At 56.9% G+C, this 24,871-nt stretch carries 23 protein-coding genes; 11 read left to right on the forward strand and 12 right to left on the reverse strand.

What is annotated here, in order from left to right; all coding sequences use genetic code 11:
• The first annotated feature begins 170 nt into the window (after positions 1-170).
• From CRO33_RS20865 to CRO33_RS20890, 6 genes are all read left to right on the forward strand, one after another.
• Positions 171-1,766 carry an ABC transporter substrate-binding protein gene (locus tag CRO33_RS20865; protein ID WP_097119441.1) on the forward strand — a complete coding sequence of 532 codons (1,596 nt, stop codon included), beginning with the start codon at positions 171-173 and terminating at the stop codon, positions 1,764-1,766.
• On the forward strand, positions 1,766-2,776 hold the full coding sequence (locus CRO33_RS20870; RefSeq protein ID WP_034819940.1) for an ABC transporter permease: 1,011 nt from the start codon (positions 1,766-1,768) through the stop codon (positions 2,774-2,776). The genes CRO33_RS20865 and CRO33_RS20870 overlap by 1 nt, the downstream gene beginning before the upstream one ends.
• On the forward strand, positions 2,773-3,672 hold the full coding sequence (locus CRO33_RS20875) for an ABC transporter permease (protein ID WP_058960683.1): 900 nt from the start codon (positions 2,773-2,775) through the stop codon (positions 3,670-3,672). The genes CRO33_RS20870 and CRO33_RS20875 overlap by 4 nt, the downstream gene beginning before the upstream one ends.
• Positions 3,673-4,500: an ABC transporter ATP-binding protein gene (locus CRO33_RS20880; RefSeq protein ID WP_097119442.1), complete on the forward strand. Its 828-nt coding sequence runs from the start codon at positions 3,673-3,675 to the stop codon at positions 4,498-4,500. It begins immediately after the preceding gene.
• 105 nt (positions 4,501-4,605) lie between these two features.
• Positions 4,606-5,346, forward strand: a complete 741-nt coding sequence (locus tag CRO33_RS20885; RefSeq protein WP_097119471.1) for an ABC transporter ATP-binding protein — start codon at positions 4,606-4,608, stop codon at positions 5,344-5,346.
• A 112-nt stretch (positions 5,347-5,458) separates the two neighbouring features.
• Positions 5,459-6,970 (forward strand): serine hydrolase domain-containing protein, encoded by a 1,512-nt coding sequence (locus CRO33_RS20890; protein WP_097119472.1) that lies wholly within the window; start codon positions 5,459-5,461, stop codon positions 6,968-6,970.
• Positions 6,971-7,042: 72 nt separating this feature from the next.
• On the opposite strand, the gene CRO33_RS20895 is transcribed toward CRO33_RS20890, so the two are convergent.
• From CRO33_RS20895 to mntP, 10 genes are all read right to left on the reverse strand, one after another.
• On the reverse strand, positions 7,043-7,879 hold the full coding sequence (locus CRO33_RS20895) for a fumarylacetoacetate hydrolase family protein (protein WP_097119443.1): 837 nt from the start codon (positions 7,877-7,879) through the stop codon (positions 7,043-7,045).
• Positions 7,880-8,078: 199 nt separating this feature from the next.
• Positions 8,079-8,900, reverse strand: a complete 822-nt coding sequence (locus CRO33_RS20900) for a M55 family metallopeptidase (RefSeq protein ID WP_097119444.1) — start codon at positions 8,898-8,900, stop codon at positions 8,079-8,081.
• A gap of 208 nt (positions 8,901-9,108) precedes the next feature.
• Entirely contained in the window at positions 9,109-10,155 is a 1,047-nt protein-coding gene (locus tag CRO33_RS20910) for a DmpA family aminopeptidase (protein ID WP_097119446.1), read from the reverse strand.
• A gap of 2 nt (positions 10,156-10,157) precedes the next feature.
• The gene (locus tag CRO33_RS20915; RefSeq protein WP_097119447.1) at positions 10,158-11,042 is read right to left on the reverse strand and encodes an ABC transporter permease subunit; all 885 of its coding nucleotides are present in this window, start codon (positions 11,040-11,042) and stop codon (positions 10,158-10,160) included.
• Positions 11,042-11,971, reverse strand: a complete 930-nt coding sequence (locus CRO33_RS20920; RefSeq protein WP_045814153.1) for an ABC transporter permease — start codon at positions 11,969-11,971, stop codon at positions 11,042-11,044. Before CRO33_RS20920 ends, CRO33_RS20915 begins: the two co-directional genes overlap by 1 nt.
• 73 nt (positions 11,972-12,044) lie before the next feature.
• Positions 12,045-13,586 (reverse strand): glutathione ABC transporter substrate-binding protein, encoded by a 1,542-nt coding sequence (locus CRO33_RS20925; RefSeq protein WP_097119448.1) that lies wholly within the window; start codon positions 13,584-13,586, stop codon positions 12,045-12,047.
• A gap of 21 nt (positions 13,587-13,607) precedes the next feature.
• Positions 13,608-15,476, reverse strand: coding sequence for an ABC transporter ATP-binding protein (locus tag CRO33_RS20930; protein WP_097119449.1), 1,869 nt, complete (start codon positions 15,474-15,476; stop codon positions 13,608-13,610).
• A gap of 15 nt (positions 15,477-15,491) precedes the next feature.
• Positions 15,492-16,457 carry an N-acetyl-D-Glu racemase DgcA gene (dgcA, locus tag CRO33_RS20935; protein ID WP_097119450.1) on the reverse strand — a complete coding sequence of 322 codons (966 nt, stop codon included), beginning with the start codon at positions 16,455-16,457 and terminating at the stop codon, positions 15,492-15,494.
• A gap of 1 nt (position 16,458) precedes the next feature.
• The gene (dgcN, locus tag CRO33_RS20940) at positions 16,459-17,466 is read right to left on the reverse strand and encodes an N-acetyltransferase DgcN (RefSeq protein ID WP_097119451.1); all 1,008 of its coding nucleotides are present in this window, start codon (positions 17,464-17,466) and stop codon (positions 16,459-16,461) included.
• Positions 17,467-17,907: 441 nt separating this feature from the next.
• A complete protein-coding gene (gene mntP, locus CRO33_RS20945; protein ID WP_058960691.1) occupies positions 17,908-18,480 on the reverse strand; it encodes a manganese efflux pump MntP in 573 nt (190 codons plus the stop codon).
• Between the two features lie 283 nt (positions 18,481-18,763).
• On the opposite strand from mntP, the gene CRO33_RS20950 reads away from it, so the two are divergent.
• The 4 genes from CRO33_RS20950 to CRO33_RS20965 all read left to right on the forward strand — a co-directional run bounded on the left by CRO33_RS20950 (position 18,764) and on the right by CRO33_RS20965 (position 21,946).
• Entirely contained in the window at positions 18,764-19,006 is a 243-nt protein-coding gene (locus CRO33_RS20950) for a DUF1158 domain-containing protein (protein ID WP_034819984.1), read from the forward strand.
• A 530-nt stretch (positions 19,007-19,536) separates the two neighbouring features.
• A complete protein-coding gene (gene mqo, locus CRO33_RS20955; RefSeq protein ID WP_097119452.1) occupies positions 19,537-21,147 on the forward strand; it encodes a malate dehydrogenase (quinone) in 1,611 nt (536 codons plus the stop codon).
• A 131-nt stretch (positions 21,148-21,278) separates the two neighbouring features.
• A complete protein-coding gene (locus CRO33_RS20960; RefSeq protein WP_034820085.1) occupies positions 21,279-21,584 on the forward strand; it encodes a type II toxin-antitoxin system HigB family toxin in 306 nt (101 codons plus the stop codon).
• Positions 21,581-21,946, forward strand: coding sequence for a helix-turn-helix domain-containing protein (locus CRO33_RS20965; RefSeq protein WP_080748118.1), 366 nt, complete (start codon positions 21,581-21,583; stop codon positions 21,944-21,946). The genes CRO33_RS20960 and CRO33_RS20965 overlap by 4 nt, the downstream gene beginning before the upstream one ends.
• A gap of 54 nt (positions 21,947-22,000) precedes the next feature.
• On the opposite strand, the gene CRO33_RS20970 is transcribed toward CRO33_RS20965, so the two are convergent.
• A complete protein-coding gene (locus CRO33_RS20970; protein ID WP_097119453.1) occupies positions 22,001-22,588 on the reverse strand; it encodes a LysE family translocator in 588 nt (195 codons plus the stop codon).
• Between the two features lie 136 nt (positions 22,589-22,724).
• Between CRO33_RS20970 and CRO33_RS20975 the strand changes: the two genes are divergently transcribed.
• The gene (locus CRO33_RS20975; RefSeq protein ID WP_097119454.1) at positions 22,725-24,215 is read left to right on the forward strand and encodes an aminotransferase-like domain-containing protein; all 1,491 of its coding nucleotides are present in this window, start codon (positions 22,725-22,727) and stop codon (positions 24,213-24,215) included.
• On the opposite strand, the gene CRO33_RS20980 is transcribed toward CRO33_RS20975, so the two are convergent.
• Positions 24,182-24,805 carry a glutathione S-transferase family protein gene (locus CRO33_RS20980; RefSeq protein WP_038644142.1) on the reverse strand — a complete coding sequence of 208 codons (624 nt, stop codon included), beginning with the start codon at positions 24,803-24,805 and terminating at the stop codon, positions 24,182-24,184. The two genes, CRO33_RS20975 and CRO33_RS20980, sit on opposite strands and share 34 nt — an antisense overlap.
• Between the last annotated feature and the right edge of the window lie 66 nt (positions 24,806-24,871).

Here is a 24,871-nt window from a genome sequence, read left to right on the forward strand (position 1 = left end):
CGCAAGTTCTGCCTGCTGGCGGGGCAAATTGCACCAAAAAGAGGCAAGGCTTCACGCATGAAACAAATGACTTAATCCCATTATTAATCCTCTCGCACAGCGGGAAAGTCAAGACAAAAAACAGCAAAATAACTAAATTTAATTTTAATAATCAATAACTTGGAGTTGTCATGGTAACCAGAAGACGTTTTCTCGCAGGATGCGCCGCCGTCCCTGCTTTTTCCTATCTGAGTCTCAACACCGCCTTCGCTGATACGCCACCGAGTATGTTCGTGATGGCGATGCAGCTGGACAACATCACCAGCCTCGATCCCCATGAAAGCTTTGAAGCCACCGGCGGCCAGATCTGCGGCAATATGTACCAGCGCCTGGTCACGCCGGACCCGCAGAAAGCCGACAAGGTGATCGGCCAGCTAGCAAAAAGCTGGGATGTCAGCAGCGATAACAGCACCTATACCTTCCACCTCGACCCGGCAGCGAAATTCGCCGATGGCACAGCGCTCACCGCAGAAGATGTCGCCTATTCGATTGAACGTATCGTCAAGCTGGATAAAAGCCCGGCCTTTATCATTAACCAGTTTGGCTTCACTAAAGACAATGTGACGCAGATGGTCACGGCGAAAGGTGCGCATACCGTGGAGATGAAACTCGGTGCACCCGCAGCGGAAACCTTCCTGCTGTATTGCCTCTCCGCCACCGTTGGCAGCATCGTGTCGAAGAAGGCCTGTGAAGCCAATCAGCAGAACAACGATTTCGGTAATGCATGGCTGAAACAGCACAGCGCCGGTTCGGGTGCCTTCACCCTGCGCACCTGGAAAGCCAGTGAAACGGTGATCCTGGAACTGAGCCCGCTGTATGCCGACAAGAGCAAAATTAAGCGCGTAATCCTGAAGCACATCACCGACCCGGCCGCTCAGGCGCTGATGGTGAAGAAAGGCGACGTGGATGCGGCCTACGATCTCACCACCGAGCAGTTGTTGCAGGTGAAGAACGACAGCAACGTGTCGCTGGTGAATCAGTCGCTGTCAGCCATCATGCTGATGTCATGCAACACCAATAATGAATACCTGAAAAAGCCGCAGGTGTGGCAAGCCCTGAAGTGGGCGCTGGATTACGACAGCATCCAGAAGAACATTCTGTCGATGAGCTTTATTACCCATCAAAGCTTCCTGCCGAGCGGCTTCCCGGCAGCGCTGGACGACACCCCGTTCCATAAAGACGTGGCGAAAGCCAAATCGCTGCTGGCAGAAGCGGGTTATCCCGATGGATTTGAGATCACCCTCGACCACTACTCAATGCAGCCGTATCCCGATATCGCTCAGGCGATCCAGACTCAGTTGGGCGCGATTGGCATCAAAGTGTCATTGATTGCCGCCGAAAACCGTCAGGTGTTGACCAAGATGCGTGCGCGTCAGCATCAGCTGGCGCTGACCGTGTGGGGCGCGGACTATTTCGATCCAAACTCCAACACTGAAGCCTTCTGTGTGAATACCGACAACAGCGAAAATGCCCGCAGCCGCACGCTGGCATGGCGCTGCAGCTGGTCAGATGAAGAGTTCAACAAACTGACTGAGCAGGCACTGCACGAGCCGGATCCGGCGAAGCGTATTGCCCTCTATCAGCAGATTCAGCAGCTGGGCCGCGAGAAAAGTCCGTTCATCTACATGATGCAGAAGACCAAAAATGTCGCGTGCGGCAAAAACATCTCAGATGTGCACATGACGGTACTGGAGCAGTGGCCATACGATCAGGTGAAAAAAGCCTGATGCCTTTACTGAAAAAAATCGTCAGCACCCTGGGAAGCCTGGTGCTGACGCTGTTTGGTCTTTCTGTACTGACCTTCTTTATCGGCCGGGTGATGCCTACCGATCCGGTGCTGGCGGCGGTGGGCGATAACGCACCGCAGTCCGTGGTGGATCGCGTGCGCCTGGAAATGGGGCTGGATCAGCCCCTCTACATTCAGTTCGGCCACTACCTCAATCAACTGCTGCACGGCGATCTCGGGAAATCGGTTCTCACCTCAAACCCGGTGACCACCGATATTGCGCGCTTCTTCCCGGCGACCATGGAACTGGCGACTGCCGCGATTATTATCGCCGCGCTGGTCGGTATTCCGCTGGGTGTCTGGGCCGCCGTGCGCCAAAGCACCTGGGTCGATCAGACCATTCGCGTGGTGTGCCTCGCTGGACACTCACTACCGGTGTTTGTGCTGGCGCTGCTGAGCCTGCTGGTGTTCTACGCCGTGCTCGGCATTGCGCCGGGTCCAGGACGGCAGGACATCATCTGGCAGGATATGGTGCCGCAGGTCACCGGCTTTCTTACCATCGACTCATTGCTCGCCGGTGAAACGGATGCCTTCTGGGATGCGCTGGCACACATGGCGCAGCCGGTCTTGATCCTTGCCTACTTCAGCATGGCCTACATCACACGTATGACGCGCACCTTTATGCTCAATGCCTTGAGCGGTGAATTTGTGATCACTGCGCGTGCGAAAGGGCTGTCATCGCGCCGGGTGATCTGGCGGCATGCCTTTCCGACCGTGGCGGTGCAACTGGTGACGGTGCTGGCGCTGACCTACGCCGGATTGCTGGAGGGCGCGGTCGTCACCGAAAACGTCTTCTCCTGGCCCGGCCTCGGCCAGTATCTCACCACCTCGCTGATGAACGCCGACATGAACCCGGTGGTCGGCGCCACGCTGCTGGTCGGCACCGTGTATGTGCTGCTCAATCTGCTGGCTGACCTTCTCTATCGACTTTGGGACCCACGCGTAAAATGATCTTCTTCTCTCGTGACTGGCTGCTGGACGATACGCCAGCCAATCGCCGTCAGGCGGTGTGGGGCCGACGCTATCGCTTGTGGCTCAGCCTGCGCAGCAACCCGCTGGCGATGGCCGGATTAGCAGTTATCGCCGTCATGCTGTTGCTGGCGCTATTTGCCCCGTGGCTGACGCCGTTTGATCCAGGCGCACAGCATCTGGAAAACCGTCTGGCGGCTCCTTCTGTCGCACACTGGCTCGGCACTGATGAACTCGGCCGCGATGTCTGGACGCGCATTATCTATGGCGGACGCACCACGCTTGGCATGGTGATCGCCGTGGTGCTGCTCACCGCCCCGCTCGGCCTGCTGATTGGCTGTATCGCGGGCTATGCCGGTGGCATTGTGGATAAGACGCTGATGCGTATCACCGACATCTTCCTCGCCTTCCCGCGTTTGATTCTGGCGCTGGCGTTTGTGGCCGCGCTGAAACCCGGCGTGGAGAGCGCGATTCTGGCAATTGCCTTAACCGCCTGGCCGCCGTACGCGCGTCTGGCGCGTGCCGAAACCATGCAGTTCCGCCACAGCGATTTTATCGCCGCCAGCCGACTTACTGGCGCGTCACCGCTGCGCATCATCCTGCGCCACATCATGCCGCTGTGCGTGCCGAGCCTGATTGTGCGCGTCACGCTGGATATGAGTTCCATCATCATCACCGCCGCCAGCCTTGGCTTCCTGGGGATGGGCGCGCAACCGCCTTCACCTGAATGGGGCACCATGATTGCCACCGCGCGCCGCTTCCTGTTCAGCGAATGGTGGGTGCCGCTGATGCCGTGTATCGCCATTTTCCTGACCTCACTGGCATTTAACTTTCTCGGCGACGGTCTGCGCGACGTGCTGGATCCTAAGGAGCGCTAAATGCTGGTGGAAATTGAAAACCTGCGCATTGCCTTCCGCAGTCGCACAGAGATCTTTGAAGCGGTACGCGGCGTCAGTTTTAGCGTGGGCCGCGAGAAGTTTGCCATTGTTGGCGAGAGCGGATCGGGCAAGTCGCTGACCGCACGCTGTTTGATGCAATTACTTCCGGGCAATGCGGAGGTGACCGCCGACGTATTGCGTTTTGACGGTATCGATCTGCGCGGCGCCAGTGAAAAAGTGCTGCGTCAGATTCGCGGCAAACGCGTGGGCTTCATCCTGCAGGACCCAAAATATTCACTCAATCCAGTGATGACCATTGGCCAGCAGATCGCAGAAGCTTGGCGCGAGCACAAAGGCGGCAGCCGTAAAGCGGCAATGCTGGCAGCGATTGATCTGCTGGAGCAGGTGAAAATTCGTGATGCTGCCGCGGTGGCGAAGCGCTATCCGCATGAGGTTTCCGGCGGGATGGGCCAGCGCGTGATGATTGCCATGATGCTGGCACCGGATCCGGAACTGCTGATCGCCGATGAGCCCACCAGCGCGCTGGATGCCACGGTACAGGCAGAGATCCTCAAGCTGATTGACGATCTGGTTTCCGCGCGCGGCATGGGGTTGATCCTGATCAGCCACGATCTGCCTTTGGTGTCGCACTTTTGCGATCGCGTGGCGGTGATGTACGCCGGGCGCATTGTCGAATTGCTGGACGCCGGGCAGTTACAGCAGGCTCAGCATCCGTATACGCGCGGCTTACTGGCCTGTTTGCCGTCGTTAAAACATCCGCGCGAGCGCTTACCGGTATTACAGCGCGATGCGGCGTGGCGGGAATAGCGCAATGCCCATCAACACGGTTATACCCCCATGCCCGCTTTACGCCCGCAGGATGCGTATGGATGCGTACCGTTCAACGAACGCACAGAATTTACAGGCGGCTTCATGATTGAAATTGATAACCTGCGCATCGCCTTTGGTGCGCATCAGGTAGTGAAAGGCGTCAGCTTCGCGGTCGCCAACGGCGAAAGCTTTGGCATGGTCGGCGAAAGTGGTTCGGGCAAATCCACCATTCTGCGCGCCCTCGCCGGACTCAATGCCGATTGGCAAGGCAGCATGAAATTTGGCGGCATGGAACTGGGCGCCAAACGCAGCCGCGCGTTCTATCGCCAGGTGCAGATGGTGTTTCAGGATCCGTTTGGTTCGCTGCATCCGCGTCAAACCATCGACCGCATCCTGCATGAGCCGTTGCTGGTGCATCAGCTTGATCGCGCGGAACAGCGCATCAGCCAGGCGCTGAGCGAGGTCGGCTTACCGGCCGCTGTGCGTTTCCGCTATCCGCATCAGCTTTCCGGTGGTCAGCGTCAGCGCGTGGCGATTGCCCGCGCGTTGATTGCCGAGCCGGAAGTGCTGCTGCTGGATGAGCCCACGTCGGCGCTGGATGTGTCGGTGCAGGCGGAAATCCTGAATTTACTCAGCGATCTACGCACTGAGCGCAAACTCACCTACATTATGGTGACGCATAACCTCGCGGTGGTGACCCATCTGTGCCAGCGCATTGGGGTGATGCAGCACGGTGAGATGGTGGAGCAGCTGAGCGCGGAGGATTTACGCGCGCGGCGCATCCAGCATCCGCATACCGCTCAACTGTTTGATCTCAGCATGACGCTGGAGGAACCGGCATGACCGCGAACGGGCAACAGTCTGCTGATATCGCACCACTTTTCGCTCTCAGCATGACGCTGGAGGAACCAGTATGACCGCGAACTGGCAGCAGGCCGCCAAGGTGGCGCAGCAGATAACACAAGGCTGGCAGCAGGCCGCCAAGGTGGCGCAGCAGACAACACAAGGCTGGCAGCAGCCCGGCGCACCGGGTGGTGCGATAGTCCTGTTTGATGCCCATCATATTCACTCGACACACTGCGCCGGTCTGGCCGATCTGGCGCAACAGACCCCCTTCAGCGCCGACAGCGTGGTGCGTTTTGCCTCGATTACTAAGCATCTGTTTGCCGCACTGGTCACCGGACCGGGGTGCCGTTATCTGCAGCTCAGCGATAAGCTGGTACAACATCTGCCGCAGCTTACAGGCGCCAACGGCCAGATCACCGTCGGCCAGGCGCTGGACATGAGCAGCGGCTTGCCCGACGTGCGTGAAACCCTGTCGCTGCTCGGCTTGTCGGTGTACAACGCCACCAGCGCTGCTGATCTGCTGGATTTTGTCGCACAGGAAGGCGATCTCAGTTATCCGCCGGGCAGCGAGATTTCATACACCAACACCGGCTACCGCCTGGTGGAAGAGGCGCTGAAAGCCAAAGGTGTGCTGTTCAACGATCTGCTGCAGCAATATATCTGCGAGCCGCTGGATATCAGTTTGGTCGCGCCGGAAACCTGGTTCGATATCGTGCCGGGACTGGTGCCGGGTTACTGGCAAAACGGCGCGCAGTGGCAGCTCTCCAGCGCTGGATTGCATCTTTCCGCCTCGGGCAGTGTAACCGGCAGCGTCAATCATCTGACGCGCTGGCTGCAAAGTCTGCTGGCGGACAGCGGACCCGGCGCGGGCGTGCTGCAACGCCTGAGCGCGCCACGCTATCTCAATGACGGCCGTACCAGCGGCTACGGGCTGGGTATCACCAGTTCCACGCTGGGCAGCCAGACGCTGTTCGGTCACGGCGGTTCGCATGCGGGTTATAAAAGCTATTTCCTGCTGCATCCGGAGCTGAAGCTGGGCGTAGCGATTGTTGCCAACCGTGAAGATGTGGCGACCTCAGAAAGTGCACTGCGGGTGATGGCGGCGCTGCTGGATCGCTCGCTGCCGGAGAAAGGGCATGATTTGACGCCGGGCTTATACGTGGCAGAAAACGCCGCCGACTGGCTGGAGATTCAGGGTGTGACCGCGACCTGGCTGGGTGCCGGTGAAACGCTGTGGCGCGCCGATCCGCACGGAGATGCGGTGTCGCTTTCCAGCACTTTCCCGATCAAGCTACGCCATGATGGTAAAGCGATTGTCGGTGAGATTGGTCATGCGCCGCGCCGTTTTGTGTCGGTAGAGGCGGACAGCGCCAGCCTTGAGCATCTGCAAGGCCGCTGGTTTGCACATACCTGGCGCAGTGAAATGGTGATTGAGGGCGATCGCCTGATTATGGGCATCGGTCCGGCAGCGATTCATGCCAGTTTGCAATCGCTGGGCGGCGATCGCGTGCTCGCCACCGCGCAGGATGGCCCCTGGGAGAAACGTTTTGTGATCGCGCGTGAAGGTGACAAAGTGCGGCTGCTGTTGAATCGCAGCCGCGTGGTGAGATATACGCGCTAAGCGGTCGTCGTCTGGTCAATTCAACACACATCAGTCAAAGCTGCCATTTTTATAAATGGCAGCCTTTTTTCTTTAAACCACTGTGTGGCGCAGACGACCAATTTTTTCGATCTCGACTTCAATCACATCGCCGGGGAACATAAACAGCGGTGGCGTGCGTTTTTTACCGACGCCGCCTGGTGAACCGGTGATGATCACATCGCCTGCTGACAGCGGGCTGAATGCCGAAATGTATTCGATGATTTTCGCCACCGGATGCACCATGCTGGCGGTGGTGTCGTTCTGCACTTCACGCTGATTCAGCCAGGTTTTGATCGCCAACTGCTGCGGATCGGGGATCTCATCTGAGGTGGTCATCCACGGACCAAAACCGCCAGTCTGCTGCCAGTTTTTTCCGGCGGTAAACCAGGTGAACTGCATGTCACGTACGGTGGCATCCATAAAGCAGCTGTAACCCGCAACGTGTTGCAGCGCATCGGCCGCTTTAACCTGATAGGCAGGCTTACCGATAATCACCGCCAGTTCACCTTCGTAATCAAATTCCTGGGTGGTGGCCGGTTTTAACAGCGGCTGCTCATGCCCCGCCAGGGAATCCGCGAAACGGACGAATAGCGTCGGCGCTTCGATAGTCTCGGCAAACTCTTTACGCTTGTCCGCGTAGTTCATGCCGACACAGAACACTTTCCCAGGATTTTCCACTACCGGAAGGAAACGAATGGCGCTGAATGGGTGATCTACTGGTTGAGAACGAAAGGCTTCCAGGTCGTTGACCGCGCCGCGTTGTAACAAAGATTTCAGGTCCGGGCATGCCGCGCCGAGGCGTGAACCGACGTCAATCACGCCCTCTTCCCGCACGATTCCGTAACTTTTTCTTTCCTGGTCAATAAGATAAAAACTGCAGAGCTGCATGACTGCCTCGTTGTTATATATAAATTGCGCGCAGGTTACCAAAAGCCAGCAGGAAATGCGGTACGACCTGCCAATAATGTGCCTAAGCGTTGATACGTGATTGCTAATCTATTGATTGCCATCCATGGCAACCCTGCGAGCATCCGTCAGGTACGCAGTCCTGGCAACCCTACGCGCATCTGTAGGGTGCGCACCAACATTACGACTGCGTACTCGCCAGATAGGAGAATGCACTCAGCAGGCTGATCAATGTGCCCATCTGCTCGGCGCGATAACCCACGGTCACCGCATCAATGCGCGTTACACCGGGAATCAGACTGAACAAATCCGCGAGCACCGGTTTGCTGGCTTGTAACTGCATCTCATAAGGTGCGGTCAAACGCGTGGTACTGACCTGGCGCGCAAGCTGTACCGCCGCAGTAGCGGCGGCACGAATGGCGTTTTGTGCGGCTTGCGGGCTAATGGACTCCGCGCAGGTGTGGGAAATCGCGCGTTTCACACAGACGTAATCCACTGACGGATAGTGTTCGGCGATCCAGCCTTGTAGTTGATCGTCCCCGCTCACCAGCCACAGCGGTGTACCCTGTTCGGCGGCGTCGGCAGCGTAGATATCGCTTTCACCCATCACTTTACCGTTGATATGGATGCGCCAAAACGCACGGCCGTTGATGGTGTGCGCCAGCACGCCGGGCTCGCCCGCCGCGCTGTGATAGCCGATAAAGAACAGGCCATCGAAGCGCTGCTGCTCAATGCCCTCCACCATCGACAAGCCACGCGGCTTGCCTTGCACCATGCGCGCACGCGGATCGATGTTTTCCGCGCGCAGGTTGGTCATTTGCGCATGGCTGTCGGCCACCACCACTTCGGTGGCTCCGCCAGCGAAAGCACCGTCGATGGCGGCATTCACTTCCTGTTCCATCAGCCCGCGTGCCAGCTGGTGTTCCGCATGGCCGGGTGAGCACTGTTCCGGACGCATCACGCCCGCGATACCTTCAATGTCAGCAGAGATGAATATTTTCATAAGTCAGGCAAATTCCATGCGGGTTGGAACACGGTCGCCATAAATGGCGACACTACGGGGAACAGTGCGTCAAAGGCCGCTTTCAGGCTGACCACAGGCGCTGCTGTAAGAGGCGCCAAAAATGGCGACATTACGGTTAACTTAACGTCAGAGGCGGCATTCAAACTGAACACAGGCGCTGCTGAAAGAGGCGCCATAAATGGCGGCCCTACGGTTTGGCCAATTCATCCAGCACCTGCGTCAGTGACGGACGATGATGGCCGCGAAAACCAGTGACCGCTTCGGCACTTAATAGCGCATCCAGCACCGCGTGTTCAGTGGCATCAGCGGCGGCGGCAAGCAGCGGTTCCAGTGCCGCATCTTCCGGCGGGTTTGGCTGCGTTTGCGTGGAGAAGGCCACGGCAATATCGCCTGAACCATGTCCCCAATAACTGCCTAAACGGCCTAATCCGGCACCGGCGCGTTTAGCGATACGCTTAAGCTGGCGCGCATCCAGCGGCGCATCGGTGGCCATAATGATGATGATGGAGCCGGCATCGCGCTGCGGTGCCAATTCTGGCATCAGCGGTCCAATCATGTCACCCATGCGCACACCATCCAGCGTGAACGCATTCAGTGCCCCAAAGTTAGCCAGCACCAGCACGCCCAACGTGGCACTCAGTGACGGAATTAAGCGCGATGCGCTGCCAATCCCGCCTTTCAAGCTGAAGCAGCTCATGCCACGTCCGGCACCGACGCTGCCACGGGCGAAATCGGCCTGCGCCGAATCGAGCGCGTCCTGCACCATGGCTTCGGTAACGGCCAGCGCCTGAATGTCATTCAGCCAGCCGTCGTTGCACTCCAGCGCCAGCGGATTGACGGTAGGCAAACTGCGACCCAACTCCGGGTTACGGCTGATGGCGTCACGCACCAGTGTGGTAAACAGCGTGCCGACTGCCAGCGTGTTGCTGAGCAAGATCGGCGTTTGCAGCACGCCCAACTCTTCGATTTGCACCAACCCGACCGGCTTGGCAAAGCCATTAAAGACCGCCGCGCCGCAGGGTAACGGCTTGAGAAACAGGTTATCGCCTGGCGGCACAATCGCCGTCACACCGGTTTGTCTCTCACCGTCTGCCAGCGTGTGATGGCCGACGCGCACGCCGGGCACATCGCTGATGCGGTTGGTGGCGCCGCAAGCACTGCGTGGTTGCCCGAGCTGGCGTTCAGTGCGCCAGCGTTGCAGCAGTAGATCACGCTGCAGTTGTTGAAAATCCATGTTTAGCTCTTCAGTTTGGGATCGAGCGTATCGCGCAGCGCATCACCCAGCAGGTTAAACGCCAGCACAGTAATGAAAATTGCCAGGCCGGGGAACACGCTGACGTGCCATAAACCGCCCATCATCATGCTGCGGCTCATCGCCAGGATATTTCCCCACTCCGGCACATCCGGTTCCGGGCCCAGGCCAATAAAGCTGAGGCCCGCTGCCGTTAGAATACTGGTGCCGATACGCATGGTGAAATAGACAATCACATTGGAGAGCGTGCCGGGCAGAATGTGGCGCAGCAGGATTACGCGATCGGGCGCACCGGCGCAGCGCACCGCTTCGACATACGCAGCCTGTTTGAGCGACAGCGTCGAGGCGCGCACGATGCGGGCAAAGACCGGCACGCTGAACACCGCCACGGCGATAATCACGTTATTCAGTCCCGGACCGAGAATCGCCACCACCGCAATCGCCAGCAGCATACCGGGAAAGGCAAACAGCACGTCGGAACCGCGCATGATCAGCATGTCAATCCAGCGACCATAATAGCCCGCCAGCAAGCCGAGCAGCACGCCCACCACCATGCCCAGCGTCACCGACAGCACGCCGACGTAAAGCGAGATGCGTGCGCCAAAGATGATGCGACTCAGCAGGTCGCGTCCCAGATCATCAGTACCCATCCAGTGTGCCGCTGAGGGCGGTGATGATAAGGCCATCCAGTCCGGTGCCATCGGGTCCCATGGTGCCAGCCAGGGCGCGAAGATCGCCACAATCACCAGCAGCAGTACAAAGCCGCCGGAGACCAGCGCCAGCGGATTACGCACAAAGGCGTGCAGGAAATCGCGCCACGGCGAGCGGATGGTTTGTGGTGTTGCGGCAGAGAGAGATTCTGTACTCATCACGACTCCTGTCGCAGGCGAATGGCTGGATTGACCACGGCATACAGCAGATCCACCAGCAGGTTAATCACAATAAATTCAAACACGAACAGCATCACCAGCGCCTGAATCACCGGCTGATCTTGTGCTTTGATCGACTCGATCAACAGCCAGCCCAAACCGGGCCAGTTGAAGACGCTCTCCACCACGATCGATCCGCCGAGCAGAAAACCGAACTGCAAGCCGAGCATGGTGATCACCGGGATCAGGGCATTACGCATTACGTGCTTCCACGTCACCAGCCGATTGCGCAGCCCTTTGGCTTTGGCGGTGCGCACATAATCTTCCTGCGCCACTTCGAGGAAGGCGGAACGAGTGAAGCGCGCCATCACGGCGGCCACCGAGGAACCCAAAGTGATAGCAGGCAGGATAATGTCGCTGGCCTTGTTGAACCCGCTCACCGAGAACAGGCCAAAGGGCATGGCAACGAACTGGATCAGCAACAGACCCAACCAAAAAGTGGGCATTGAGATGCCGCCGACGGCGACGCTCATCAATGTCCAGTCCTGCCATTTACCGCGTTTCAGTGCGGCCAGTACACCGAGAAACAGGCCGAGGATTACCGACCAGGCAAAGCCCGCCAGCGCCAGCCACAGGGTTGGCATAAAGCCTTGTTTGATCACTTGCAGCACCGGCTGTTGCGTGCGGTAAGTGACGCCGAGATCGCCACGTAGCAGCCCACCGATCCAGTTAACGTATTGCTGCGGCAGCGGATCGTTAAGTCCAAGATGCTGGCGCGCGGCTTCGACCGCTTCAATCGGCGCGTCTGGACCGGCGTAAATGCGCGCCGGATCGCCGGGTAGCAGCTTAATAAAGCCGAACACCAGCAGCGAGACCACCAGCAGGACAGGGATCATCTCCAGCAGCCGACGAATGATGTATGCGAACATGCGCTTCCTTTAAATTGGGGACGCCCTCTCCCGTTTGCAGGAGAGGGTTAGGGTGAGGGATTAACGCCCTGCCTTACTTAAATGCCGCCTGGGTGTAGAGGAAGTTGCCATCTGCCAGCATCGATACGCCGGTCAGGTTGCTGCGCTTGCCCACCAGGTTATCTGGCGTGCCGAGGAAGGCGACGGGCGCATCTTTCCACAGCATTTTCTGGGCTTCCGCATAGGCTTCACCGCGCTTAGCCGGATCGGCGGTGGCTAACCCACCAGCAATGGCTTTATCCACATCCGGATTGCTGAAGTACGAAACGTTATACGAGGTCGGTACCCAGGATTCGGTGGCATACAGCGGGCGCAGCGCCCAGTCCGCATCACCGGTCGAGGTTGACCAGCCGCCGTAATAGAGGTCGAATTCGGCTGCTTTAGGATCCTTAACGCCCCACAGCTTGGCGTTACGGGTACCGGAATCCATTGGCGTCACCGTGGCGCGAATGCCCACCGTTGCCAGCTGGGCTTTCAGCACCTGCGCCGCGCGCACACTGGCGGTGGTATTGGTGGTCCACAGTTTCAGATCCAGACCGTTCGGATAGCCGGCGGCTTTAAGCAAGGCTTTGGCTTCATCCGGGGCGTAGTGATAATTTGGTTCGCTCTGTTTCTGATAGAACTGCACCCCTTCCGGCATCGCGGACGTAGCGGGTTTGCCCATGCCAGCAAACGCCACTTTCAGCCACAGATTGCGGTCGATGGCGTAGTTGATCGCCTGACGCACGCGCACATCCGCCAATGGTTTGTGCTGAGTGTTGATCGCCATGTAGTAGAGATAAATACTCGGATCGCGCTGGATCGCTAATTTGCTGTCGCTCTGCACAGTCGCGATCAGATCCGACGGCAGCGGCCAGATCGCATCCACCTGTCCTGATTTCAGTGCGGCAACGCGGGTGGCATCTTCCGGACTTGGCGAGAAGGTCACTTTATCCACCTTCGGCCAGCCTTTCTGCCAGTAGCCATCATACTTCACCAGCGAAACGGCCTTGCCCGGCTGCCAGTCAACAAACTTGAACGGACCGGTGCCGACCGGATGCAGGCGCAGCTGTGCTTCTTCCGGGTACTGTTTGAGGATCGCCGGGCTCCACATCACCGCTGACGGGTGTGCCAGGGTGTTGATGAAAGCACCAAAGGATTGGTTGAGGTCAATTTTCACCTGATCCGGCGCCAGCACCGTGACGTTGGCAATCATCTTATACAGGCTGTTGCGCTTCAGGCCTTTGGTCTGATCGGCGAGGCGATCGAGGTTGGCCTTGACCGCTTCAGCATCAAACGGCGTACCGTCCTGGAAAGTGACACCTTTGCGCAGCGTCAGGGTAAATTCGGTGGCGTTGTCATTATTGGTATAACCGGTCGCCAGCCAGGGTTGCAGTTTCATCTGCGCATCGAACTGGAACAGGCGTTCAAAGATACCGCTCTGCACCGAATAGCTGACGTTATCCGAGGTATCGTGTGGATCGAGACCGGTGATATCGGCATACATCGAAATACGCAGATCCTGCGCCTGCGCGGCGGCAGCCAGCGCGAGGGTCAAGCCAAAAGCCAGTGACGAACGGCGAAAAAGGGTTTTCATGAAATCTCCTGGTATTGAGCGTTAGCGCGATGCAATGTCGTCAGCGACCCAGTGTTGCGGGGCAACCTGGCGATAACGGGGTTTGGTGACCGTTTCGCCCAACTTGCGCAGCGGCGAAGGAATTTCGCTATCTTCGAAAGTACGGGTCTGACGGTTCTGTGGATCGGCCACCGGCACCGAGGCCAGCAGACGTTGGGTATACGGATGTTGCGGTTGGTTGAACACCGACTGACGCGGGCCAAGCTCGACAATCTGGCCGAGATACATCACCGCCACGCGGTTAGCGATACGCTCCACCACCGCCATGTCATGCGAGATGAAAATCCACGCGACACCAGTCTGCTTTTGCAGGTCCATCATCAGGTTCACCACCTGCGCCTGGATCGAGACATCCAGTGCCGAGACGGCCTCATCGGCGATGATGACTTTCGGTTTCAAGGCCATGGCGCGGGCAATCGCAACACGCTGGCGCTGGCCGCCGGAAAACTCATGGGGATAACGCGTGGCATGTTCGGGCAACAGACCAACGCTTTTCAGCAAGGCTTCAACCTGCGGCGTGGCTTCTTCCAGCGATTTCACCAGACCGTGCAGCAGCAGCGGCTCGGCAATGGTGAAGCCCACGGTCAGACGCGGGTTTAAAGAGGCGTAGGGATCCTGAAATACCATCTGGATTTCGCGGCGCAGCGGTTGAAACTCCGCCTCTTTCAGATTAGCGATTTCATTGCCCTGGAAATGAATGCTGTCAGCCTGACTCTTGATCAGGCGCATCAGCGCGCGGCCGGTAGTGGATTTGCCGCAGCCGCTCTCACCCACAATCGCCAGGGTTTCACCCGGCCACAGGCTGAAGTCGATCTGCTCCACCGCATGCACCTGATGGGTCAAGGCGGAAAAGATGCCACTGCGAATCGGGTAATAGACTTTTAAACCGCGCACATCCAGCAATGGCGTTTCGTCATAACGGGCGGTGCGCTGCTCACCGCTATCGGCGGGCTGAGTGGCACCCAACAGTGGGAAGCGCTGCGGCCAGCGTTGCTCGCGCATGTCACCCAGTTTCGGCACGGCAGCAAGCAGCGCTTTGGTGTAAGGATGCTGTGGCGCGTTGAAGATGTCCGCGACCGTCCCCTGTTCCACGACTTCGCCGCGCAGCATCACCACCACGCGGTCGGCAATTTCCGCCACCACGCCCATGTCATGGGTGATAAACAGCACTGCCATCTGCTTCTCGCGTTGCAGGTCGCGCAGGATGTGCAGAATGCGCGCCTGCACGGTGACGTCCAGCGCGGTAGTGGGTTCATCGGCAATCAGCAGCTGTGGATCGCACGCCAGCGCCTGCGCAATCATCACGCGCTGGCGCATGCCGCCTGACAGCGAGTGCGGGTAGCTTTTCATCACGCGATCGACATCGGCGATGCGCACCTGGCGCAGCAGTGCCCGCGCACGCGCATCCGCAGCGGCTTTGTCGCACATCTGATGGTCACGCAGTGCTTCCGTCAACTGATCGCCCACCCGCAGTACCGGGTTGAGCGAGGTCATCGGCTCCTGAAAAATCATCGCCATTTCGCGCCCGCGCAAGGTGCGGCGTTGGGTTTCATCCAGCGTTTCCAGCGTGTGGGCTTTACCCTGACGATCGCGGAACTGCATGCTGCCGCGATCGATACGGCCTGAAGCGGCCAGCAGGCCCATCACCGCCAGCGAAGTGACCGATTTGCCCGAGCCGCTTTCACCGACAACGGCGACGACTTCACCGGGATAAATGGCAAAACTGATGCCTTTCAGTGCCTGATTTACGCCGCTGCGGCCGCGAAACGAGACGCTAAGATCCTGTATCGCGAGTACCGGCGCGGGACCGGCAACGCTGGCGGCGTTGGGGGTAAGTAAAGTGTCCGTCATCGTTGCCTCTTGCGGTTACAGCCAGATTCGGCCTTGAGCGTAGGAAAGGAAGGGTGAGCTATCGGCGGCCAGCCAGATGGGGCCATCGAGATCCACGTGTTCTGCAGCAATCGCCACCGGCAGCGCAGCTTCCATTGCGAGTGAGGAGCCCAGCATGCAGCCGACCATCAGACGCATATCCAGCTTTTGCGCTTCTTCGACCATCGCTAAGGCTTCAGTCAGGCCGCCGCACTTATCCAGCTTAATGTTGATCATCTCGTAGCGATTACGCAGCTCGGCGATGTCTTCACGCGTGTGGCAACTCTCATCGGCGCACACCGGGATCGGGTGGTTAAACCGTTGCAGATCCTGGTCTTGTCCGGCAGGCAGCGGCTGTTCAACCATGGCGATGTTGTACGCTTGCAGCGCGATAAGCAGGCTTTGCAGATCGACGCCCGACCAGGCTTCGTTGGCGTCAATGATCAAGGTGGCACGTGGCGCAGCCTTTCTGATGGCCGCCACTTTCTCTAAAATCTCGTCACGATTCAGTTTGATTTTCAGCAGGATGGCACCACGCGATACGGCATCAACCGCCGCAGCTGCCATGTTTTCGATGGAGTCGAGGCTTAAGGTCTCCGCCGTGATCACCGAAGGCGGTGCAGTGCGTACGCACTGCTGCCACAGTGTCTGCTTCGCCAGCGCGGCATCAAGGCGCCACAGCGCACAGTCCAGCGCATTACGCGCTGAACCGGCAGATAAACGGCTTTGCAGATCGATTCGGCTTAAGCCCGCTTCGACATCCTTACGCATCACTTCCAGCTGCGCCTCGACGCTATCTGGTGTTTCATCGTAACGCGGTGTCGGCGTGCACTCGCCACGACCAATAAAGCCGTTCTGCTCCAGCGTGACGCGAATGACAGTGACGGCGGTACGCGTGCCACGCGAAATAGCGAAAGGACGCGCCAGCGGCAGCTCCAGCACTTCAATCTGCATGCGCCGCATCTTAGCCACGCTCCTGCAGCAGGGCGGCGATATCCGCGATACCAAAACGCACCGGATCGGTGGCCGGCACGCCGAATTCGGCGCTAACGTCCGCACAATAGGCGCGAGCTTCTTCTTCGCTGTAGTTGGAGGTGTTGATGGCAAAACCGGCCAGTTGCACATTATCGCTGGTGACATCGGCCGCGCGCAGGTTGGCCTCCACGCAATCTTTCAAACTCACCATCGGCTGATGCGGTAAATGACGCATGTGCGGACGGCCCATTTCGTGACACATCACCAGCCAGTGCGGCTGCGCACCGTGAATCAGACCCATGCTGACGCCCGCATAAGAAGGATGGAACAGCGAGCCCTGACCTTCAACGATATCCCAGTGGTCGGCATCATTGGCGGGTGACAGGGCTTCTACAGCACCGGCGATGAAATCGGCAATCACCGCATCAATCGCGATGCCTGCACCAGCAACCAGAATGCCGGTTTGTCCGGTGGCGCGGAAATCCGCCTTCATGCCGCGTTCACGCATTGCCGCTTCCAGCGCCAGCGAGGTGTACATCTTGCCGACTGAGCAGTCCGTACCGACAGTAAGTACACGCTTACCTGTACGCTTTTTACCGCTGCCAACATTCAGTTTTGGACGCATATGGCGCAGGTCAAACAGCTCAACGCCAAACTCCTGGGCTAACGCCACCAACTCTGGCTCATCTACCAGGCGATGGTGCAAGCCGCTCGCCACGTTCATGCCCGCTTTGATCGCGCCTTTAACGGTATCAAGCCAGTGCTCCGGCAGATAACCACCGGCATTGGCGGTGCCCAGTACCAGCGTTTTCGCGCCACGTTCTTTTGCCGTGGCGATATCGAGTACGTCCAGACCTAAGCTGACAGTACAGCCCGGCAGTTTAATTTCGCCGACGCACTGCTCAGGGCGCCAGACGTGAATGCCGCGCGCCGTTTTAGCGGCCAGTGGATCGGTGACATCGCCAAGGAACAATAAATAGGGTTGAGGGATCAGCATGATGTTTCTCGTTTCAGACGGGTTAGAGGGTCTGAATCGACTATTCCATGCGGATTAAGAGGTGACGAATGCTTGTTTGGTAGCGGGGTATAACATCAGGCTATAGCCAGATCCAAAACTGATGGTTAAGGGTACTAAGCCATTGATAGAGAGAAAATTCGAGTCGATATTGAGCGGGGGAGATAAGAAAATCATTGATAACCACAGGTCGATCCCTGACCGCGATTATCGAGGGTATAAGTGCGATTAATGCAGTGCGCCTGGTGGGACGTGCTTGAAAGTCTCAACATATGCACGAAACACGTAGCGGAAAAAACGTTTCATTGGATACCTGGCTCAAAAATTGTTGAAGAAATACGCGAAAAGTATAACTAACGCGCGTTTTTCACGCAATTATTTTTGAGCCAGATCACAAAATGAGGGGTTTGGCAGATGCCTGAATTAGCCGAAGAGGTTGAGATGTTGATTAAGGATGGTGCAGCCGATGCTGATCAGTACCAGTCCACCCAGCACTTCCGCCCATTTACCCATCACCGGACCGATAAAGCGACCCACCATCACGCCAGTCGTGGCCATGATGGTGGTAGCGGCACCAATGGTCAGCGCGGTAAGCACAATATTCACCTGCAGGAATGCCAGGCCGACGCCCACCGCCAGCGCATCAAGACTGGTAGCCACCGCGGTCAATGCCAAGACCATAAAGCCATGACGCTGTGGTGCTTCGCAGGGTTCATCCGCCGTCTGACGGAAACCTTCCATCATCATGCGGCCGCCAAGAACGGTTAACAGGGCAAAGGCCACCCAGTGATCCCATGCCATGATGTAGCGACTGGCCGCCAGGCCAATCGCCCAGCCAATCAGCGGCGTCAGCATTTCAATAACACCAAAGATCAGGCCGGTGCGCAGCGCTTCTTTGAAGTTCGGGCGATGCAGCGACGCGCCTTTGCCCAGTGCTGCGGCGAAAGCGTCCATCGACATACCAAAGGCCAGAATCAGAGTTGCGATAAATGTCATGGGTTTTCAATCAATGCCGCGAAAAATGCCTTCAAGCGAGCGATTTTCCGCATCTATTGTTCAGTAATGAAAAAGTGCGCGCAGTCTAGCACGCAAAATCACCAAAAAAAAGACAGTAAAATCATGGATTTAAGTATAGCAAAGGCTATAACTCTTAACTTGCGCTATTTATGACGCTAAGTGGATGGAATAGAAGAATTTTCTTAGGGTGACCCGGCACAGGGATTGCACGCCATCACGCTTTTATGCGCTAATGCCCGCGCTAATTGATAGGAAACCTGCGATGAAAAACCCGTTTGAAACGCTGATTATCCCTGGCGGAATCCTGCTGCTGGGCTTTCTCTCCGCGCTGCTATTGCCCGCGCCGCAATTCGGCCTGGAATTATCCAGACGGATTCAGGAGATGCTGCATTTGCAGGACCTGAATCAGCTCTACACTATCGTGTTTTGCCTGTGGTTCCTGCTGCTGGGCGCGATTGAATTTTTTGTCATCCGCTTTGCATGGCGTCGCCTCGCTAAGCAGTGATCCCCACCGCCGCGTAATGCTTTTTTCCTCTGACCACTGTCTGACGCGGCGAAAAATTAATACTCACATAAATGTAACATTAGTTTTACACGCTCTGGCGAAATATCACGCAACATAAAAACCGCATAAAAAATCAATCCACTACAAATTGTTATTAATCATACATTTAAAGTGTGATGCCGCTCACTCTCCGAACATTACCCTGTGCATTCCTCTCACAATATCGCAACAACTGCATTACCATAACCCTCTGATTAAGGGATAAAAATCCCTTATGACAGCGGGGTCGAGCTGATTAATTCTTATGCTGAATCATTTCGGCCTTTAAAAAATAAACAAACGTTTAATTCCGATACGAGAATGTTATATTCAAATGCATATGCATAACGTGCAGTTAACCGTTATCGTCCCCTGACTTAAACCTGAGTCTTAACCTTTGAGAAATAGCGCGACGCGCTCGAAAGAAGCGTGGCTGTTTCGCCTGCGAACCTGTTGAACTTCAGGTCAACAGAGAGAGGAGATGTCGCCTCATGAGTACTACTGCGGTAAACCTGGCGCTCGCCGCCGCTGGTATGGATAGCGCAAACCTTCAGGAACGAAAGGATGTCGACGTACTGCTGATCGGCGCAGGCGTGATGAGTGCCACCCTTGGCGCATGGCTGCAGGATCTGGAGCCGGACTGGTCGATTGAGATGGTGGAACGCCTCGACGATGTCGCGGTGGAATCCTCCAATGGCTGGAATAATGCCGGGACCGGTCACGCTGCGTTGGCCGAGCTGAACTATACGCCGCAGAAGGCGGATGGCAGCATCGACATTGCAAAAGCGGTGGCGATCAACGAATCGTTCCAGATTTCTCGTCAGTTCTGGGCGTACCACGTTCAGAAAGGCAACCTGCGCAATCCAAAAAGCTTTATCCACAGTACGCCGCACATGAGCTTCGTCTGGGGCGACGATAACGTTGAGTTCCTGCGCAAACGTTTCCAGGCGCTGCAAAAAAGCACCCTGTTCCGTGGCATGAACTATTCAGAAGATCGCGACCAGATCACCCAGTGGATTCCGCTGGTGATGAATGGCCGTGACAGCAAACAGAAAGTGGCGGCCACCTGGACCGAAATGGGCACCGACGTCAACTTCGGTGAAGTGACGCGTCAACTGATTGCCTCTTTACAGAAGAAAGCCAATTTCCGCCTGCGTCTGCGTCAGGAAGTGCGTGATATCAAGCGCCTGAGCGATGGCCGCTGGCAAGTGACGCTACACAATCTGGCCAGCGGTGAAAATCGCCTGCTGACCACGCGCCAGCTGTTTATCGGTGCGGGCGGTGCGGCGTTGCCACTGCTGCAAAAATCCGGCATCCCGGAAGTGAAAGGCTACGCCGGTTTCCCGGTGGGCGGTTCCTTCCTCGTGACCGAGAATCCAGAAGTGGTGCAGCAGCACATGGCGAAAGTGTACGGTAAAGCCAGCGTGGGCGCGCCGCCGATGTCGGTACCGCACGTGGATACGCGTGTGCTGGATGGTAAGCAGGTACTGCTGTTTGGCCCATTCGCCACCTTCTCGACCAAATTCCTGAAACAGGGCTCGCTGCTGGATATGTTCGGCGCGATGAACGGCAGCAACCTGTTGCCGATGATGCAGGTCGGCCTGAAGAGTTTTGACCTGGTGAAATATCTGGTCGATCAGGTGCTGCAAAGCGATGACGATCGAATGGAAGCGCTGCGTGCTTATGTGCCGCAGGCGAAACAGGAAGACTGGCGTTTAGTCACTGCTGGCCAGCGCGTGCAGATCATCAAGAACGATGAGAAAGAGGGCGGCGTACTGCGTTTAGGCACGGAAGTCGTGACCTCTGAAGATGGTTCGATTTCAGCCCTGCTCGGCGCTTCGCCGGGGGCATCTACTGCAGCGCCGATTATGCTGGAGCTGATGGCGAAAGCCTTCCCAGAGCAGATGCGTTCACCAGAGTGGCAGACCAAAATCCGCGCGGTGATCCCAACCTGGGGCCGTAAGATGAACGGTGACGTAGCGCTGACCGAGAAGATTCTGGCGGAAACCAGCCGCGTACTGCAACTCGACTACGCACCGATCGTTACGCCAGACGCGGCGAACGACGAAGCCCGCGAGACGGCGCACGTGGTGGGGAAGTAACCAGGCAATCCTGATTGCCGTGAATAATGATAAGGCCGCGCAAGCGGCCTTTTTTATGGCTAAATGCGAGAAATGTCCCAAATTGGGATATATGTTTGCTATAGTCCCAAGGCGGGACTAAGATGCGCGACATGAGAATCATATCGGTACGGACACTCAGGGAGTTCATGACGGCGAACCCCGACTCAGCTCAGCCGTTGAGAGCCTGGATTGATGAAGCGCAAAAGACCAATTGGTTAAATCCAGCAGACATCAAGGATCAATACCGCAGCGCCAGCATTTTGAAAGGCAGTCGCGTGGTATTTAACATTAAGGGAAATGATTATCGACTGGTTGCGGCCATCGCTTACCCGCAGAAGCTGATTTTTATAAAATTTATCGGCACACACCGGGAATACGATGCCATTGACGCAAACACAGTGGAGCAACGTAAATGACACTGACCATAAAACCCATTCGCAACGAACTTGATTACGAAGCGGCCCTGGAGGCCATCTCTCCGCTCTTTGATGATGTGCCTGAGCTGGGCACGCCAGAAAGCGATTATATGATTGTGATGAGCATGCTGATCGAAGCGTGGGAGAAAGAGCACTACCCTATTGAAGCTGCCGATCCGATTGAGGCGATTAAATTTCGTATGGAACAACAGGGATTGACTGCCAAAGATCTGGAGCCTGCCATAGGCCGACGTAATCGCGTCTATGAAGTGTTAAACGGCAAACGCTCTTTGTCTCTGGAGATGATTCGCAATCTGCACAAGCAGTTTGGCATTCCTTTAGAGAGCCTGGTGGGTCTCTAAAATTGCAGGGGGGCCAATGATAGCGCCCCATTTGCTTCTATTGCATGCTTGGTTTTAGCTCAGCAGTACCGCGTCGTACAGCATCCAGGCCGTGGTGGCCACCAGCGACAGTGCCATCAAACTGTTAAACGCCTGACGTTTCCACGCCACTTGCAGATGACTGCGCAGACGATCCCCCATCGCGGCCCAGATCAGGATGCAAGGTAAGTTCAATGCGGCAAATCCCAGCAATACTGTGATGACGCCGTTGCTGTTGGCGTACATCAGCGCCACGTTAGTCACCATCAGCCAGGCTTTGGGATTCACCGCCTGAAAACAGATGCCGCCCACCAGCGTCATCGGACGCGGACGCTCACGCGCTTCTGGTGCTGCAGCACGAAAAATTTTCCATGACAGCCAGAGTAAGTAACTGCATCCCACCATCGTGAGTGGTAAACGAATGGATGCCATCCAGTGCAGCAACACATCCAACGCCATACTTGCCAACAGCATCTGTATCGCACAGCCCACCAGAATGCCAAACAGCATCGGCAAGGTGCGCTTGAAACCAAAATTGACGCCCGATGTGGCGAGCAGCAGGTTGTTCGGGCCGGGGGTGATCGACATCACCGTGACGTAGCTGAAGAATGAAGGGTCGAGCATGATGCGCTTCCTGATGGTTCAAAGTTAACATCATGCTAATGCGTATCGGGCGATGGAAACAGAGACACAAAACCACTATTGTAATGGATACAGTTAATATTAATTTAGATTGTACCCATCGCACGCGGAGGCTTTTGTGTCCCTTCCCCTTTCATCCGGTCAAACGCTGTATCAGCAGCTGGCAGATAGCTTTGCCGAGTCGATTCATCAGGGCACGCTGAAACCGGGAAAACGGCTGCCCGCCATCCGCCGCGTGGCACAATCGCATCAGGTTAGTGTCAATACGGTGCTTAATGCCTGGCAAATCCTTGAAGATCGCGGCCTGATTGAAGCGCGTCCGCAATCGGGCTATTACGTGCGTGGCGTGATGCCAGCCGTGACGCGTCCGGTCAAACCGCTGCCCGCGAAAATCAACGACCCGAGCACGCAGAAGCTGGAACTGATTGAGCAGGTGTTTGCCGCGCAGAATAATGCCGATTACACCAATATCTCTTTGGCCTGTCCGCAGGATGGCACCTTTTATCCGGCAGCGCGCTTAGGCCGAATTACCTCGGGCATTTTACGGCACAATCCCGACATCGTCGGGCGCTATGCGCTCCCGCCGGGTAGTGAGCGCTTACGGGAGGAGATTGCACGTCGCAGTCTGCACACCGGTATCAATCTGACCGCGCAAGAGATCACCCTCACCCACGGCTGCATGGAAGCGTTACAGCTGGCGCTGCGGGCGGTGACCAAGCCTGGCGACTGCATTGGGCTGGAATCTCCCACTTACTTCTTCCTGTTCCCCCTGCTGGCCTCTCTGGGCCTGAAGGCGCTGGAGATTCCCACCGATCCTCAGCAAGGGTTGTCGCTGGATGCGCTGGAGATGTTGTTACAGGAGAAGCGCATTCAGGCACTGATTGCCATGCCCGGCGCGCAGAATCCTCTTGGCTATGTGATGCCACTGGAAAATAAGAAGCGGCTGGCAAAGTTAGTGAATACTTACCATATTCCAATGCTGGAAGATGGGCTGTATGACGAGCTGCAGTTTGACTGGCCACTCTCGCCGCCGGTGAAAGCCTTTGATAGCGAGGGCTGGGTGATTTACTGCACCAGCTTTACCAAAACCGTGGCGCCGGATTTCCGCGTGGGCTGGACCGCGGCCGGTCGTTTCCATCAGACCATCGCCCGTTTGAAAGCTGTCTCATCGATGTCTGAATCGCGGTTGTTGTGTGAAACCCTCGCCGAATTCCTCGCCAGCGGCGGATACGATCATCATCTGCGCTCGCTGCGCCGCCGCTATGCCGCCAATCTCGATGCGGCGCGCGGCATCATGGCGCGCCATTTTCCGCAGGGGACACGCGCTACGCTGCCAAAAGGTGGTTTTGTGTTTTGGGTGGAGTTGCCGGGGAAAGTGGATACCGTGGAGATGTTCCATCGGTTATTGCAGGAGCAGATTTGCGTGACGCCGGGAGCGCTCTATTCGCTGAGCGACCGTTATAAACATGCACTGCGCCTCTCCTGCTGTTATCCGTTTGATGAGCGTTATACGTGGGCACTAAAACGCACCGGCGCGCTAGCCTGCGAAATCACAGGCCTGGCACCGGGACAGGATCAGGGTTTGCCGTTGCGGCCCCAGGTGGTGTAGCCCTCACGCTCGGTCAGACGCTCGTAATAGAGTTGTACGGCGGGAAATTCAGGGTGCTCCAGCGGGGTTTCAAACCAGCGATTGACTGCAAGCCCCACAGGAATGTCTGCCAGCGAGAAATTGCGTCCTGCGACGTAGCGCCCGGTTTTTTGCAGATGCTGGTCAAGAATATTCATGGTGTGCGTCCAGCCTTTAATCGCGGCGGCCAGCAAACGCGGATCCTGATGGGCGGGCGAGTTGCGCACCAGTGACATAAACGCATAGCGCCAGGAAGTATTGAGTTCGGTGGCTTGCCAGTCCATCCACTGATCCACCGGTGCACGCGCTCGTGGGTTTTCAGGATAGAGCCAGTCGCCGCCATTGCTGTTGGCGAGATAGCGCAGAATGGCGTTGGATTCCCACATCACGAAGTCATCTTCGATGATCACCGGCACCATGGCATTAGGGTTGAGCGCCATGAATTCCGCCGAGTGCAGCGATTGCGGGTCTTCACCCCAGGGTTCGAGCTCATACGCGAGATCCAGTTCTGAACACAACCACAGAACTTTGCGCACGTTGATTGAAGAAGTACGACCAAGAACTTTTAACATAGCGGACTCCGATTCCAGAATTCTTAACCTATTCATAGTCCTGTTGGCTGCCATTAGCAATCTGCA

Source organism: Pantoea sp. GL120224-02 (assembly GCF_900215395.1).
GTDB lineage: Bacteria > Pseudomonadota > Gammaproteobacteria > Enterobacterales > Enterobacteriaceae > Pantoea > Pantoea communis.

Excerpts from the sequence above, each read along its gene's own strand:
- CRO33_RS20865 (WP_097119441.1), top strand. The coding sequence starts at position 171 with ATGGTAACCAGAAGACGTTTTCTCGCAGGATGCGCCGCCGTCCCTGCT.
- CRO33_RS20870 (WP_034819940.1), top strand. The coding sequence starts at position 1,766 with ATGCCTTTACTGAAAAAAATCGTCAGCACCCTGGGAAGCCTGGTGCTG.
- CRO33_RS20875 (WP_058960683.1), top strand. The coding sequence starts at position 2,773 with ATGATCTTCTTCTCTCGTGACTGGCTGCTGGACGATACGCCAGCCAAT.
- CRO33_RS20880 (WP_097119442.1), top strand. The coding sequence starts at position 3,673 with ATGCTGGTGGAAATTGAAAACCTGCGCATTGCCTTCCGCAGTCGCACA.
- CRO33_RS20885 (WP_097119471.1), top strand. The coding sequence starts at position 4,606 with ATGATTGAAATTGATAACCTGCGCATCGCCTTTGGTGCGCATCAGGTA.
- CRO33_RS20895 (WP_097119443.1), bottom strand. The coding sequence starts at position 7,879 with ATGCAGCTCTGCAGTTTTTATCTTATTGACCAGGAAAGAAAAAGTTAC.
- CRO33_RS20900 (WP_097119444.1), bottom strand. The coding sequence starts at position 8,900 with ATGAAAATATTCATCTCTGCTGACATTGAAGGTATCGCGGGCGTGATG.
- CRO33_RS20910 (WP_097119446.1), bottom strand. The coding sequence starts at position 10,155 with ATGGATTTTCAACAACTGCAGCGTGATCTACTGCTGCAACGCTGGCGC.
- CRO33_RS20915 (WP_097119447.1), bottom strand. The coding sequence starts at position 11,042 with ATGAGTACAGAATCTCTCTCTGCCGCAACACCACAAACCATCCGCTCG.
- CRO33_RS20920 (WP_045814153.1), bottom strand. The coding sequence starts at position 11,971 with ATGTTCGCATACATCATTCGTCGGCTGCTGGAGATGATCCCTGTCCTG.
- CRO33_RS20925 (WP_097119448.1), bottom strand. The coding sequence starts at position 13,586 with ATGAAAACCCTTTTTCGCCGTTCGTCACTGGCTTTTGGCTTGACCCTC.
- CRO33_RS20930 (WP_097119449.1), bottom strand. The coding sequence starts at position 15,476 with ATGACGGACACTTTACTTACCCCCAACGCCGCCAGCGTTGCCGGTCCC.
- dgcA (WP_097119450.1), bottom strand. The coding sequence starts at position 16,457 with ATGCGGCGCATGCAGATTGAAGTGCTGGAGCTGCCGCTGGCGCGTCCT.
- dgcN (WP_097119451.1), bottom strand. The coding sequence starts at position 17,466 with ATGCTGATCCCTCAACCCTATTTATTGTTCCTTGGCGATGTCACCGAT.
- mntP (WP_058960691.1), bottom strand. The coding sequence starts at position 18,480 with ATGACATTTATCGCAACTCTGATTCTGGCCTTTGGTATGTCGATGGAC.
- CRO33_RS20950 (WP_034819984.1), top strand. The coding sequence starts at position 18,764 with ATGAAAAACCCGTTTGAAACGCTGATTATCCCTGGCGGAATCCTGCTG.
- mqo (WP_097119452.1), top strand. The coding sequence starts at position 19,537 with ATGAGTACTACTGCGGTAAACCTGGCGCTCGCCGCCGCTGGTATGGAT.
- CRO33_RS20960 (WP_034820085.1), top strand. The coding sequence starts at position 21,279 with ATGAGAATCATATCGGTACGGACACTCAGGGAGTTCATGACGGCGAAC.
- CRO33_RS20965 (WP_080748118.1), top strand. The coding sequence starts at position 21,581 with ATGACACTGACCATAAAACCCATTCGCAACGAACTTGATTACGAAGCG.
- CRO33_RS20970 (WP_097119453.1), bottom strand. The coding sequence starts at position 22,588 with ATGCTCGACCCTTCATTCTTCAGCTACGTCACGGTGATGTCGATCACC.
- CRO33_RS20980 (WP_038644142.1), bottom strand. The coding sequence starts at position 24,805 with ATGTTAAAAGTTCTTGGTCGTACTTCTTCAATCAACGTGCGCAAAGTT.